Raw genomic sequence first — 13494 nt, 5'->3', positions numbered from 1 at the left:
GATCAGCGACAGAGCAGGCAGGAGCCAGGCGGCTCGACCGGCGATGACGGCCGCGGAGACCGATCGCGCGCTTGTCGAGCGGGTCGCGAAAGGTGACCGTGCCGCCGTGCGGCTCCTGTTCATGCGCCACCACGCGCGGGTCTACCGCTTCGTGGCACGCCAGACGGGATCGGAACTGATGGCCGACGATATCGCGAACGAGGTGTTCCTCGAACTCTGGCGGCAGGCACCGGCCTTCGAGGGGCGCTCGGAGGTCTCGACATGGCTGCTCGGCATTGCCCGCTTCAAGGCGCTGTCCCTGCTGCGCAAGAAGAAGGAAGACTGGATCGACGACGATGACGCGGCCCAGGTCGCCGACGGCGCCGACACGCCGGAAGTCGTGACGATGAAGGAAGACAAGGCCGCCGCCTTGCGACGCTTTATCGATGCCATGCCGGAAGAGCACCGCACGGTGATCGACCTTGCCTATTATCACGGGCAATCGGTGAGCGAGATCGGCGAGGTACTCGGCATCCCGGTCGCAACGGTCAAGACCAGGATGTTCTACGCCCGCAAGAAACTCGGCGAAGCCCTCAAGGCCGCCGGTTACGACAGGGGGTGGCCATGAGCGCCGCTGAAAAAATGTCACGCCGCGACGAAATGGAAATGCTGCTGCCGTTTTATCTGAACGGCTCGCTGGAGGGCACCGAGCTCGAAGCCATCGAGGAATGGCTGGCGAGCGATCCGGCGGCGATGGCCGCACTAGGCGAGGCCGAGGCCGAATTCTCCGGCACCGCTGCCGCAAACGAGGCAATCCGCCCGCCGGCCGATGCGCTCAGCCGCTTTGCCAAGGCGCTCGACGCCGAGGCCGGCCCGTCCGGCGCGCCTGCGGCATCGTCCTGGCTGGCGCAAGCCTGGAGCCGCTTCATGGCGGTGCCCGCCGGGGTCGCCTGGGCCGCGGCCGCGGTGCTGCTGGCCCTGGTCGTCGCGCAATCCTTTGTGCAGACCGGCAACAGAGGTGGCGATTTCGAGATTGCCGGATCGGAGGACGATCTGGCCAAAATGCCGTTTGCCCTTGTGAAGTTCAAACCGGATGCGAAGCTGTCCGACATCATCGCTTTTCTCGACCAGAACCAGTTGAAGATCGCCGGCGGGCCGACCGCCGACGGCGTCTTCCGCATCGGCGTCCCGGCCAAGACCGCCGCCGACTATCAGAAGCTGCTTGGCCTTATCGCCGCCCAGCCTTTCACCGAAGCTGCCCTGGAGGGAAGGAAACCGGCTGATGGCGGCTGAGGCGGTCATTCGATTGACGGCGGCGATGACAATCTTCGCCGCGTCCGCAATGGCGCAGACCAATGACCCGAACCTCACCCAGGCTGAGATCGACTGCCTGAACGGGGGAAATGCTGCCAACGCCGACTGCGCCAAGGATGGCGGCGCCGTGAAGGATGGCGGCAAAGCGCTGGCTCCTGGAATAACGGGCGCGGTTTTTCTTCCGGACTTGATTGTCGACCTGTTCCCCAATCCTGCCGTAGTCACCGAGGCGCCTATACCTCCTGGCAATACTGCAACCCCACCCGCCGTCGCGCCGGCAATACAGGCTGCCGCGCCGGGCGGTCCGGTCGTAGCACCCACCGATCTTGTGGCAACCGAGCCGCCGCGCGCCGTGATCGGCGATTTCGTGTCCGACGAGGTGCTGGTCACGGTCAATGGCGATGCCGGCGCGGTCCAGCAGATCGCCGCCTCGTTCGGCCTCGAGATACGCTCGCAGCGGCAGTCGCGGCTGCTCGGCAACACGCTGGTGCGCTTCGGCATTCCCGATGGCCGCCCGGTCGGCGTCGTGCTGGCGCAACTTGCCGCCGACGGCCGTACGTTGCGGCGTGAGGCCAACCATGTCTACTCGCTGCAGCAGGCGGCCAGCATCGTCAATTATGCGTTCGAGCGCATCGCGCTCGATGCCGACAAAGCCAGCGGCGAGAATGTGCGCGTCGGCGTCATCGACACCGGCATCGACGACGGCAATCCGGCGCTCTCCGGCGTCATCGCCGGGCAGTTCGATGCCATGCCCGACGTGCCGATCAAGGCGCGCGACCACGGCACTTCGGTCGATGGACTGATTGCTGGCACCGGCGCGTTCAAAGGTATGGCGCCGGGCGCCAGGATCTATCACGCCCGCGCCTTCGAGGGCGGCAAGTCGACCATGGACGTCATCCTTTCGGCGCTCGACTGGGCGGCGGAGCAGGATGTCCGCATCATCAATATGAGCTTCGTCGGTCCGAAGAACGACCTGCTCGGCATCGCCTGCCGCAATGCGCGCGCGCTCGACATCGTGCTGGTCGCGGCCGCCGGCAATAACGGACCGAAGGCGCCCTATGGTTATCCGGCCGCCTTCGATGGCGTGATCGCGGTGACGGCCACCGATGCCAAGGACGGGCTGATGCCGCAGGCCAATCGCGGCGCCTACGTCTTCATCTCCGCTCCCGGCGTCGAGATGGTGGCGCCGAGCGGCGCCGGCTCCGATGTGGTGACCGGAACTTCCTTTGCAGCGGCGATCGTGACCGGCGCGATCGCCAATCTGTTGCATGCCGCACCCGACCGCTCCGCCGACTGGGTCGAGAAAGCACTTGCCGCCACGGCAAAGGATCTCGGCCCCAAGGGGCGCGACAATGATTTCGGCTTTGGGCTGCTGAATACCAAGGCGGCCGAGGCGGCGAAGGAATAGCCCGCTCAAGTCGCGTTTTGCTGAGGACGTAGCAGAAAATAGAATGCGGCGATGTGCGTTATCATCAGCAGCGGTACGTAGATGATCGGGATCGCGTAGGTGGCGCCCAGTTCGCCTGCGCGTGCAGGAAGGCCGATCTGAATGGCGTGGTAATAGTCGACGATGAGGTCGACCGTCCCTGCGACATTGAAGGCGACGACCAACGGCCAGAAGAGCGGGCGTATCCTCACCGTGAGCAGCGCCAGCATGGCCAGCACGCCAGTCGCGAAATCGCCGTAGGCGGCGAATACGGCGAAGTCGGTGGGCAGATTGGGGCTTACGACACCTGGAACCATGAAGACGAGCCCGAAGAAGCGGAAGCTGTGCAGCGTGGCGATGGCGCGTTGCGCCGCGACCCGGTCCATCGACCTGAGCCACGGCAAACCGTACGCGCCGAAGCAAAGCAGCCACGCGACGTAGCCGAGAACAAGGTGGGTTTGGAATACCATTTCCGTGGACATTTGGCTTCCTCAACAGTTGATTCACGCGGCTTTAAGCCCGCTACCGCAATTCGACTATCCGGTGTAATCACAACAACCTATGAAGCAGAACTACACAGTCCGACATGGTGCGCTGGAGGGCGTCGAGGCGTTCCTGGCCGTCGCCAGGCGCCTCAGCTTCCGCCGTGCCGCCGCCGATCTCGGCGTGACGCCATCCGCCGTGAGCCAAGCGGTGCGCGCGCTGGAAGCCCGTCTGGGCACGGCGCTGTTCGTCCGCACGACGCGGAGCGTTGGTTTAACCGAGCCTGGCCAGCGATTCCTCGACCGTGCCGGCCCGGCATTCGAAGAGCTTGTCGCGGCCGGCGAGGCCGCCCGCGATATCGGCCAGCGGCCGACCGGTCTGCTGCGCCTGTCTGTGCCCCGCGCTATCGTGCCGCTGATGCTGGAGCCGCTGATCGCGTCGTTCTGCCAAGCCTATCCTGAGATCGAACTGGAGATCGCCGTGAGCGACCAGATGGTCGATCTCGCGACCGGCGGGTTCGATGCCGGCATCCGCCTCGGCCAGCTCATCGCCGCCGACATGGTCGCGGTGCGGCTGACAGCGCCGTTCTCGTTCGTGGTCGTCGGCAGCCCTGACTATCTTGAGCGCCACGGCCGTCCCGAGCGTGTCGACGACTTGCGCCACCACGCCTGCTTACGCTTGCGCCGCTCGAATGGCAGCATCGCGCCCTGGTCGTTCATCGACGGCAACGGCGCGATCGAAGCGGTCGTCTCAGGCCCGCTGATCGCGCACGACTATTCGACGTTGGTCGGGGCTGCGTTGCGGGGCGTCGGGCTGGCGCAGACACCGCGACCACTCGCCGAAGGTCTGATAGCCGAAGGAAAACTCAAGTCGGTACTGGACAGCATCGCCACGACGACGCCGGGTGTCTTCCTCTATCATCCCGGCAAGCGCCAAGTCCTGCCGAAGCTGCGCGCCTTCATCGATCACCTCAAATCCGCGGCCTGAGACCAGGACGCACCCGCTGGTGCTGGCCAACAGCCGCCAAGAGTCGACCTTGGTCGTTCAGAGTGATTGAGTTATGCCCCTAGGCAGGTGCGCCGGCGACCGATCCCCTGACCACGAGATCGACCGGCCAGACCTCGCCGCGAGCGCCCTCCTCCAGGCCGGAAATCCGCGCCGCCAGCCGTTCGGCGACGCGTGCGCCGGCCAGGCGGATCGACGAACGTGTCGTCGACAGCGGCACCGAAAAATTTTCCGGCTTCAGCCACGGAAAGACGTCGTCATGGGCGATCAGCGACAGGTCGCCCGGAATAGTCAGGCCGAGATCGCGTACCGCGCGCACCACGCCGAGCGCCATGATCAGGCTGGAGCAGGCGATCGCCGTCGGCGCGTCGCTTTGTTCCAGCAAGCGCCTGGCAGCGCGATAGCCGTTCTCCTCGGTCATGGTCAGCGAACAGACATGCTGATCACGAAGCACCAGGCCGCTCGCCGCAAGCGCGCGGCGCACGCCGCGCTCGCGATGAATGGCGAAGGTCTCGCGATCGTCGCCATTGATCAGCGCCAGACGCCTGTGACCGAGCTGAACGAGTAGCCGCGCCGCCTCGTGGAAGGCGCCCTCATTGTCGATGTCGGTGAAGGGATAGTCGAAATCGAAGCCTTCGCTGCGGCCATGGACGATGAAGGGAATGCCGAGCGTATTGACGAGTGCCACCCGCCGGTCGGCCGGCCTCGGCGAGGAGATATAGACCGCGTCGACCTGCCGGTTGGCGACAATGCGGCGGTACGTCGTCTCCTGGTCGTCGACATCGGCCGGTGACAGCACCAGGTCGAGCTCGTGCGAACGCGCATAGTCGCCGAGGCCGGACAGGAACTCGACGAAATGCGGGTCGATGTCGACCGTCGTCCCCGTCGGCAGCACATAGCCGATCATGCCCGTCTTGCCGGTCGCCAGCCGGCGGGCGCTCGGATTGGGGCGATAGCCGTGACGCTTGGCGGCATCGACCACCCGCCGGCGCGTTTCCTCGTTGACTTCCGGGTACCCGTTCAATGCGCGGCTCACCGTAGTCTGCGAAAGCGCCAGCATGTGGGAGAGCTGCTTGAGGTTCACCGGAGGCCTCCAAACCTCAAAGCGCTTTTAATCTGAATCGAGCTGGCCGCTATGAACCGCCTTGCCGAGCGCAATGACCATACGCACGGTTCGGACCGGTTTGAAGCCGAATTTGCTGCTGCACCGCCAGAAAACTGTGCTGCAGCGCACTTTCGCCGGCACTCGACCGCAGAAATTAAGTCGATTAATTTGGCTTTCTCTTGACTCCGGATCAATTCAGTGGCGAGATCGAAATCACCAAAGCGCTTTGGAAGACCCTACGAAAGGTTGCAGTTCCTTTCCGACTGAGTCACAGTCCTGCAGCGCCGGCGAACGGAATGGAGGTTTCGTTCGGTGTTTGTCACCACTGGGAGGGAATACCGATGAAGAAAATGCTTCTGCTGGGCGCTGCGTTTGCCACGCTTGCGCTCGCCATGCCGGCGCAAGCCGAACTGAAGTTCAAGCCGGGCGAAGATCCCCGTTTCAACTGGGCCAACTACGAGGAGCTCAAGAAGGTCGACCTCAAGGGCGAGACGCTGACGATCTTCGGGCCGTGGCGCGGCGAGGACGAAGGGCTTATCCGCACCGTCCTCGATTACTTCTCCGAAGCCACCGGCGCCGAGATCAAGTACTCCTCGTCGGAGAATTACGAACAGCAGATCGTCATCGACACGCAGGCCGGCAGCCCGCCCAACATTGCCGTGCTGCCGCAGCCGGGCCTGATCCAGGATCTGGCATCGAAGGGCCTTTTGACGCCGCTCGGCGACGACACGGCCAACTGGGTCAAGGACAATTACGGCGCCGGCCAATCCTGGGTCGACCTCGGCACGTTCAAGGACAAGGACGGCAAGCCCGGCTTCTTCGCCTTTCCGTATAAGGCCGACGTGAAGTCGCTGGTCTGGTACTCGCCGGACAATTTCGAGGAAGCGGGCTACAAGGTGCCGAAGACGCAGGAAGAGCTTGCCGAGCTCGAAAAGAAGATCATCGCCGACGGCGGCACGCCATGGTGCATCGGGCTTGGTTCGGGCGGCGCCACCGGCTGGCCGGCGACCGACTGGGTCGAAGACATCATGCTGCGCACCCAGACGCCCGAGACCTACGACAAATGGGTTAAGAACGAAATTCCGTTCAACGATCCGGCAGTGGTCAACGCCATCGACATTTTCGGCAAGATCGCGACCGACGACAAGATGGTCGAGGGCGGCGCCAAGGCGGTTGCGGCGACCGATTTCCGTGACAGCCCGAAGGGCCTCTTCTCGGTGCCGCCGAAATGCTATCTGCACCACCAGGCATCGTTCATCCCGACCTTCTTCCCGCAAGGCACCAAGATCGGCGAGGATGCCGACTTCTTCTATTACCCGCCCTACGCCTCCAAGCCCGAGCTCGGCACTCCGGTGCTCGGCGCCGGCACGCTGGCCATGATCACTAAAGATAGCAAGAGTGCCCGCGCGTTCATCGAATTCCTGAAGCTGCCGCTCGCTCATGAGATCTGGATGGCACAGGGCGGCTTCGTGACGCCGTTCAAGTCGGTCAACAAGGACGCCTATGCTAGCGACGCGCTGAAGAAGCAGGGCGAGATCCTGGCCAACGCCTCGACCTTCCGCTTCGACGGGTCCGACCTGATGCCGGGCAAGATCGGCGCCGGTGCGTTCTGGACCGGCATGATCGACCTGGTCGGCGGCAAGTCCGCCCAGGACGTCGCCACTGACATCCAGAAAAGCTGGGACGCGATCAAGTAAGCGGCCGGCTTGAGTTCCCAATGTGATGTGGTCCGGGCCTCAAACGGCCCGGACCTTATCCGGTGTTGGCGTCGCGTCGATTGTCGTGAGCACAACGCATTCCGGCATGACGCGCGCCCAGTAACCTGCTTTCCGGCTGGTCGCGCTCCAGACAACTGAATCGGCGCATGATCCCGTCGCCAAAAGCCATTCTCGACTGGCGGATCCGTGCGCAGGGGGAGGGACCCATGGCGGCTCAGATTTTTTCGGCGATATTCGTCATCATCATCGGCGTGGGCGGCTGCGTCGCCTATTTCTGGGGCGCCAACAAGGCACTCGACACGATCTTTCCGGCGCGCGGCGTTTCCGGCAAGGCGGCGATTAACAATCTGCGCCGGCAGGGGGTGATCCGACCCTGGCTGTTCGTCGGCCCGGCGATGATCATCCTCACCATCTACCTGATCTACCCGGTGGTGGAGACACTGAGGCTGTCGTTCCTCGATCGCGGCGGCGCCCATTTCGTCGGCTTGGCCAACTATCAATGGGCGTTCGGCGACCGCGAGTTCCGCAACTCGATCCTCAACAACATCATCTGGCTGGCGGTGGTGCCGGCCGCCTGCACCTTCCTCGGGCTGATCATCGCCGTGCTCACCGACAAGATCTGGTGGGGCACCATCGCCAAGAGCCTGATCTTCCTGCCGCTGGCGATCTCGTTCGTCGGCGCCAGCGTCATCTGGAAATTCATCTACGAATATCGCGGCGACGGGCAGACGCAGATCGGTCTGCTCAACGCCATCATCCAGTATTTCGGCGGCCAGCCGCAGGTCTGGATCTCACTGCCGTTCTGGAACAACTTCTTCCTGATGGTCATCCTGATCTGGATCCAGACCGGCTTTGCCATGGTCATCCTGTCGTCGGCCTTGCGCGGCATTCCGGAAGAGACGCTGGAAGCCGCCGTCATCGACGGCGCCAACCCTTTCCAGATCTTCTGGAAGATCATGGTGCCGCAGATCTGGGGCACCATCGCCGTGGTCTGGACCACCATCACCATCCTGGTGCTGAAGGTTTTCGACATCGTGCTGACCATGACCAACGGCCAGTGGAACAGCCAGGTGTTGGCCAATCTGATGTTCGACTGGATGTTCCGCGGCGGCGGCGATTTCGGCCGCGGCGCCACCATCGCCATCATCATCATGATCGCGGTCATTCCGATCATGGTCTGGAACATCCGCCAGGCGAACAAAGAGACGGAAGGACATTGAGATGGCCGCGTCGACCGGAAAGTCCTTTGTCAGCCGTTTCGGCGTCCATATCGCCGTCTTCATCTTCGTTGCGATCTGGACGATCCCGACGCTCGGCATTCTGGTCTCGTCGCTGCGCGACAAGGATCAGATCATCGCTTCGGGCTGGTGGAACTCGTTCACCAGTTCCAGCCAGACGGAGGCCGGCCGGCTGCCGCCAGCCTCGGCGCAGGTCGAGAAGGAGGGCAAGTTCGTCCTGCAAGGCAATATCTTCGGCGACGGCCCGGCCCGCAACATCAGCGCCTTTGGCGTCAAGTCGGCCGCGCCGACGCAATATCCCGCCGGCACGACAGCCGATCTCGGCGACGGCGTCACCCTGCAGCTCAATGCCGACGGCAGTTTCGTCATGACCTCGCCGAAGGCTTTCGAAAGCGAACGCGGCCAGCGCGTCTATTACGCCTCGTCGGCGCCGCCGAAATTCACCACCGACAATTACGACACGGTGCTGTTTTCGGAAGGCATCGGCCGCTCCTTCATGAACTCGCTGACCGTCACCATTCCGGCGACCGTCATCCCGATCCTGATCGCCGCGTTCGCCGCCTACGCGCTGGCCTGGATGCGCTTTCCCGGCCGGGCGCTGCTCATCGCCGTCATCATCGGCCTCCTGGTCGTGCCGCTGCAGATGTCGCTGATCCCGCTGTTGAAGCTCTATAACGGCGTCGGCAGCTTCTTCGGCGTGCCGTCGAAGACCTATCTCGGCATCTGGCTGGCGCATACCGGCTTCGGCCTGCCTTTCGCCATCTATCTTCTGAGGAGCTATATTGCCGGCCTGCCACGCGAGATCATGGAGTCGGCGCGTATCGACGGCGCCAGCGATTTCGAGATCTTCGTCAAGATCGTGCTGCCATTGTCGTTCCCGGTGCTGGCCTCGTTCGCCATCTTCCAGTTTCTCTGGGTGTGGAACGATCTGCTGGTGGCGATGGTTTTCCTTGGTACCGAGGGCGACCAGATCGTGCTGACCGCCAAGCTCAATGCGTTGCTCGGCTCGCGCGGCGGCGACTGGGAGATCCTGACGACATCGGCCTTCGTCACCATCATCGTGCCGCTGATCGTGTTCTTCTCGCTGCAGCGCTATTTCGTCCGCGGGCTGCTTGCCGGCTCGGTGAAAGGAGGTTGAGATCATGCAATCCGCTTTGAAGGCCACCCCGAAGCCAGATCTCGCTATAGATCGCGACTGGTGGCGAGGTGCCGTGATCTACCAGATCTACCCGCGCAGCTATCAGGATTCGAACGGCGACGGCATCGGCGACCTCAGGGGCATGATCGGCCGGCTGGCCTACATCGCCTCGCTCGGTGTCGACGCCATCTGGATCTCGCCATTCTTCAAATCGCCGATGAAGGATTTTGGCTACGATGTGTCGGATTATTGCGATGTCGATCCGATGTTCGGCACGCTGGCCGACTTCGACGCGCTGACCGCAGAGGCGCATCGGCTTGGCCTCAAGGTGATGATCGACGAGGTGCTCTCGCACACCGCCGACATCCATCCCTGGTTCAAGGAGAGCCGCTCGAGCCGGAGCAATCCAAAAGCCGACTGGTATGTCTGGGCGGATGCCAAGCCGGACGGCACGCCACCCAATAACTGGCTGTCGATCTTCGGCGGCTCGGCCTGGCAGTGGGACACCAGCCGCCAGCAATATTATCTGCATAATTTCCTGGCCGAGCAGCCCGACCTCAATTTCCACAGCCGCGCGGTCCAGGACGCGCTGCTCGACGTCACCCGCTTCTGGCTGGAGCGCGGCGTCGACGGCTTCCGCCTCGATACCATCAATTTCTATTTCCACAGCCAAGGCCTGGAAGACAATCCGCCGCTGCCGCCCGAGCAGCGCAACGACCAGACGGCGCCGGCCGTCAACCCCTACAACTACCAGGACCATCTCTACGACAAGAGCCGGCCTGAAAACCTCGGCTTCCTCGAACGCTTCCGCGCCTTGCTCGACGAATACCCGGCGACGGCCGCGGTTGGCGAGGTCGGCGATTCGCAGCGTGGGCTGGAAGTGGTGGCGGCCTATACGGCCGGCGGCAAGCGCGTGCATATGTGTTACTCCTTCGACTTCCTGGCGCCGGAGAAGATCAGCGCGGCAAAGGTACGCTCGGTGCTGGAAACCTTCGGCAAGGTGGCCAGCGACGGCTGGTCGTGCTGGGCCTTCTCCAACCATGACGTGATGCGTCCCGCCTCGCGCTGGGCAGCCGGCGAGCCCGACCCGACCGCCTACCTCAAGGTCATCTCGGCGCTGCTGATGTCGTTGCGCGGCTCGGTCTGTATCTATCAGGGCGAGGAGCTCGGGCTCAGCGAGGCCGAGCTCAGCTTCGAGGATCTGCAGGACCCATACGGCATCCGCTTCTGGCCTGAATTCAAGGGACGCGACGGCTGCCGTACGCCGATGGTTTGGGACGGCGCTGCCCGCAATGGCGGCTTCTCGACGGCAAAGCCCTGGCTGCCCGTGCCCAGCAAGCACCTTGCGCAAGCCGTCAATGTGCAGCAAGGCGACGACGGCTCGCTGCTCGAGCACTACCGGCGCTTCCTGGCTTTCCGCCGCGCCCATCCGGCACTGGCCAAGGGTGATATCGAGTTCATCGAAAGCGAGGGCGACACCGTCGCCTTCACCCGCCGTGAAGGCAACGAGCAGATCGTCTGCGCCTTCAATCTCGGAGCAAAGCCGGCCGAAGTCGATCTTGGCGGCCGCTCATTGCAGCCCTTGCCGGGACACGGGTTTTCGGGACAGACTGGCGCCGGCACTATCCGCTTCGGCGGCTACGGCGCCTGGTTCGGGCGTATCGACTGAATTCAAGGAAGAACTGGAGGGTACCATGGCCGATGTCACGCTACGGCAAGTGAAGAAATCATACGGCAATCTCAACATTCTGCACGGCGTCGACCTCGATATAAAGTCGGGCGAATTCATCGTCTTCGTCGGTCCCTCTGGTTGCGGCAAGTCGACCTTGCTGCGCTGCATCGCCGGGCTGGAGGAGATCACCTCGGGCGAGCTCAAGATCGATGGCGAGATCGTCAACGACGTGCCGCCGTCGAAGCGCGGCATCGCCATGGTGTTCCAGTCCTATGCGCTCTATCCGCACATGACCGTCTACGACAACATGGCCTTCTCGATGAAGATCGGTAAGGAAAGCAAGGCCGAGATCGACAAGCGGGTGCGCCAGGCGGCCGAGATCCTGCAGCTGACCAAATATCTCGACCGCCTGCCCAAGGCGATGTCGGGCGGCCAGCGCCAGCGCGTCGCCATCGGTCGCGCCATCGTGCGCAATCCCAAGGTTTTTCTGTTCGACGAACCGCTATCCAACCTCGACGCGGCGCTGCGCGTCGCCACCCGCATCGAGATCGCCAAGCTCAAGGAGTCGATGCCGGCCACAACGATGATCTACGTCACCCACGACCAGGTCGAGGCGATGACGCTGGCCGACCGCATCGTGGTGCTGAAGGAAGGCCATATCGAACAGGTCGGCACGCCGATGGAGCTCTACAAGCGGCCCGGCAATCTGTTCGTCGCCCAGTTCATCGGCTCGCCGGCGATGAACATCCTGCCGGCGACGATCGACAAGACCGGCAACCCGACGGTCGTCAGCCATGTCGGCGGCCGCAAGGCGACGGTGCCGATCGCAACGCCTGCCTCGGCGAAAGGCGCTGCGGTGAGCTTCGGGGTGCGGCCGGAGGATCTGATGATTGCCACCGGCGCCGACTATTTGTTCGAAGGGACGGTCGATTACGTCGAGCAGCTCGGCGAGGTCCAGCTCGTCTATGTCGACATCGGCCGCGCCGACCTGCCGCTGGTGACCAAGCTGCCGGGCAATGTCGAGGTCAAGCGCGGAGCGACGCTGCGGCTGACGGCGGACGCCGGCGACCTGCATATTTTCGACGCGGACGGGCGCTCTTTCGCGCTCCATGAAGCAGAAGCAAAGGCGGCTTGAAGCAGGCGTTCTTCCGCCATGCAAAAAACAAGAGCGGCGGGCATGGCCCGCCGCTCTTGTCTGGAATTCCAGTTCGGCCGTTAGAGCGGTTCATCGTTTCACGGAACGCCGAACCGCTCTATCTCTTTGTTTTGACGCAATTCCCAAGGGAAAGCGCTACGCGCTTTTCCCGGGAAAACCGTTTCACACTTTTCCTGGAATTGCTCTAGTTGTTGCCGAAGAGGTTGCGGTCGGCGCCCTGAGGCGCGGACTTGGGCACATCGCCAGACGAATTCAGCAGCTTGTAGATCGGCGAATTGCTGTCACGTACCGAATACGTCTGCGTCTTGTCGACGTTGACGGTCGACTGCTTGTTGATGTCGGTCCCGCCAACATTGTCGTTGCGGGCATAAGCGCTGCCGGCGGCAATCAAGAGAGCGGCGGCAGTAAGAACAATCTTTTTCATTTTGGGTACTCCTGGATTTTCGAATCAAACGGCGGGCATGCCGCCGCCTTGATGGTGGGATCGGCTGTTAGTTGTTGCCGAAGAGGTTACGGTCGGCGCCCTGGACAACCGGCTGCTTTTCAGCCTGGTCCGACGTCTTGACGGAAGCCGTGTAGGAGCTGTCGACCGAGACAGCGGGCTGGTTGGCTCCGTTGGAACCAAAGTTGTCGCTGCCCGCGAAGGCGCTGCCGGTGATGGCCAAAACGGCGGCGGCAGCAAGAACGATCTTTTTCATCTTAATACTCCTGAATTTTTCAGATCCCCGGACGGCGGATATGCCCGCCGCCCTGATGCTGGGATCGGCTGTTAGTTGTTGCCGAAGAGGTTTCGGTCGGCGCCCTGGACAGGCTGCTGGTCAGCATGAGCCGGCTTCTGAATGGAAGCCGTATACGAGCTGTCGACCGAAGCGGCAGGCTGGTTCGCACCCTTGGAACCAAAGTTGTCGCTGCCAGAGAAGGCGCTGCCGGTGATGGCCAAAACGGCGACGGCGGCAAGAGCGATCTTTTTCATGTTAGTACTCCAGTATCTCAGTTTTTCCGTCCGTCCAGCGGCGTGTCTTGGGAGGAATTCGCGTCGTTCGGACAGCCCCGATGTGGGAAAGGCGATGGCCAGTTTCCAATCACGAAGTTGTTTGGTGTGGACCAAGAATCTACACCTTGAAATTGTGCCAGAGATTCCCTTCGCCACAATTTTATTGCTAAATATCAAGTAGATAGCCCATAGTATCGGTCTGGCTGCAAGGTGACTTGGGGAGGCAGCGTTCACAGCGTCCTGCACGCATTGTCAACAGAAACGAA

16 protein-coding genes are annotated in these 13494 nt (G+C 62.8%); 11 read left to right on the top strand and 5 right to left on the bottom strand.

Going from position 1 to position 13494, the window contains the following annotated elements; translation table 11 throughout:
* Positions 1–43: 43 nt before the first annotated feature.
* Genes NKJ28_RS08115 through NKJ28_RS08105 form a run of 3 tightly spaced genes read left to right on the top strand, consistent with a single transcriptional unit; the run spans position 44 to position 2701 of the window.
* The gene (locus tag NKJ28_RS08115) at positions 44–607 is read left to right on the top strand and encodes a sigma-70 family RNA polymerase sigma factor (RefSeq protein ID WP_352452243.1); all 564 of its coding nucleotides are present in this window, start codon (positions 44–46) and stop codon (positions 605–607) included.
* Positions 604–1272 (top strand): anti-sigma factor, encoded by a 669-nt coding sequence (locus NKJ28_RS08110; RefSeq protein ID WP_352634910.1) that lies wholly within the window; start codon positions 604–606, stop codon positions 1270–1272. The genes NKJ28_RS08115 and NKJ28_RS08110 overlap by 4 nt, the downstream gene beginning before the upstream one ends.
* Positions 1262–2701, top strand: coding sequence for a S8 family serine peptidase (locus NKJ28_RS08105; RefSeq protein WP_352634908.1), 1440 nt, complete (start codon positions 1262–1264; stop codon positions 2699–2701). Before NKJ28_RS08110 ends, NKJ28_RS08105 begins: the two co-directional genes overlap by 11 nt.
* 5 nt (positions 2702–2706) lie before the next feature.
* On the opposite strand, the gene NKJ28_RS08100 is transcribed toward NKJ28_RS08105, so the two are convergent.
* A complete protein-coding gene (locus tag NKJ28_RS08100; RefSeq protein ID WP_352634906.1) occupies positions 2707–3201 on the bottom strand; it encodes a DUF8737 domain-containing protein in 495 nt (164 codons plus the stop codon).
* Positions 3202–3280: 79 nt separating this feature from the next.
* Here NKJ28_RS08100 and NKJ28_RS08095 point away from each other — a divergent pair, with 79 nt between their 5' ends.
* Positions 3281–4189 carry a LysR family transcriptional regulator gene (locus NKJ28_RS08095; RefSeq protein WP_352568409.1) on the top strand — a complete coding sequence of 303 codons (909 nt, stop codon included), beginning with the start codon at positions 3281–3283 and terminating at the stop codon, positions 4187–4189.
* A 79-nt stretch (positions 4190–4268) separates the two neighbouring features.
* Here NKJ28_RS08095 and NKJ28_RS08090 read toward each other — a convergent pair whose 3' ends face one another.
* On the bottom strand, positions 4269–5291 hold the full coding sequence (locus tag NKJ28_RS08090; RefSeq protein WP_352568411.1) for a substrate-binding domain-containing protein: 1023 nt from the start codon (positions 5289–5291) through the stop codon (positions 4269–4271).
* A 51-nt stretch (positions 5292–5342) separates the two neighbouring features.
* Between NKJ28_RS08090 and NKJ28_RS08085 the strand changes: the two genes are divergently transcribed.
* The 7 genes from NKJ28_RS08085 (at position 5343) to NKJ28_RS08055 (ending at position 12422) form a co-directional block, all read left to right on the top strand.
* Entirely contained in the window at positions 5343–5495 is a 153-nt protein-coding gene (locus NKJ28_RS08085; protein ID WP_352634904.1) for a hypothetical protein, read from the top strand.
* A gap of 158 nt (positions 5496–5653) precedes the next feature.
* The gene (locus NKJ28_RS08080; RefSeq protein ID WP_352452249.1) at positions 5654–7009 is read left to right on the top strand and encodes an ABC transporter substrate-binding protein; all 1356 of its coding nucleotides are present in this window, start codon (positions 5654–5656) and stop codon (positions 7007–7009) included.
* A gap of 227 nt (positions 7010–7236) precedes the next feature.
* Positions 7237–8250 (top strand): carbohydrate ABC transporter permease, encoded by a 1014-nt coding sequence (locus tag NKJ28_RS08075; RefSeq protein WP_023680221.1) that lies wholly within the window; start codon positions 7237–7239, stop codon positions 8248–8250.
* A 1-nt stretch (position 8251) separates the two neighbouring features.
* Positions 8252–9406, top strand: coding sequence for a carbohydrate ABC transporter permease (locus tag NKJ28_RS08070; RefSeq protein ID WP_023680222.1), 1155 nt, complete (start codon positions 8252–8254; stop codon positions 9404–9406).
* Between the two features lie 4 nt (positions 9407–9410).
* Positions 9411–11075, top strand: a complete 1665-nt coding sequence (bglA, locus tag NKJ28_RS08065) for a beta-galactosidase BglA (RefSeq protein WP_352568415.1) — start codon at positions 9411–9413, stop codon at positions 11073–11075.
* Positions 11076–11100: 25 nt separating this feature from the next.
* The gene (locus NKJ28_RS08060) at positions 11101–12213 is read left to right on the top strand and encodes an ABC transporter ATP-binding protein (protein WP_352568417.1); all 1113 of its coding nucleotides are present in this window, start codon (positions 11101–11103) and stop codon (positions 12211–12213) included.
* Positions 12210–12422 (top strand): hypothetical protein, encoded by a 213-nt coding sequence (locus tag NKJ28_RS08055; RefSeq protein ID WP_352568419.1) that lies wholly within the window; start codon positions 12210–12212, stop codon positions 12420–12422. Before NKJ28_RS08060 ends, NKJ28_RS08055 begins: the two co-directional genes overlap by 4 nt.
* Here NKJ28_RS08055 and NKJ28_RS08050 read toward each other — a convergent pair.
* From NKJ28_RS08050 to NKJ28_RS08040, 3 genes are all read right to left on the bottom strand, one after another.
* Positions 12419–12658 carry a DUF680 domain-containing protein gene (locus tag NKJ28_RS08050; RefSeq protein ID WP_352454766.1) on the bottom strand — a complete coding sequence of 80 codons (240 nt, stop codon included), beginning with the start codon at positions 12656–12658 and terminating at the stop codon, positions 12419–12421. The two genes, NKJ28_RS08055 and NKJ28_RS08050, sit on opposite strands and share 4 nt — an antisense overlap.
* A 67-nt stretch (positions 12659–12725) precedes the next feature.
* Positions 12726–12932 carry a DUF680 domain-containing protein gene (locus tag NKJ28_RS08045; protein ID WP_023680226.1) on the bottom strand — a complete coding sequence of 69 codons (207 nt, stop codon included), beginning with the start codon at positions 12930–12932 and terminating at the stop codon, positions 12726–12728.
* 71 nt (positions 12933–13003) lie between these two features.
* Positions 13004–13207 (bottom strand): DUF680 domain-containing protein, encoded by a 204-nt coding sequence (locus NKJ28_RS08040; protein ID WP_023680227.1) that lies wholly within the window; start codon positions 13205–13207, stop codon positions 13004–13006.
* Positions 13208–13494 lie beyond the last annotated feature (287 nt).

The sequence above is a fragment of the Mesorhizobium sp. M0145 genome, assembly GCF_040322355.1.
Taxonomy (GTDB): domain Bacteria; phylum Pseudomonadota; class Alphaproteobacteria; order Rhizobiales; family Rhizobiaceae; genus Mesorhizobium.
Note: the sequence above shows the minus strand (reverse complement) of the source record. Positions and strands in the feature narration are given on the sequence as shown.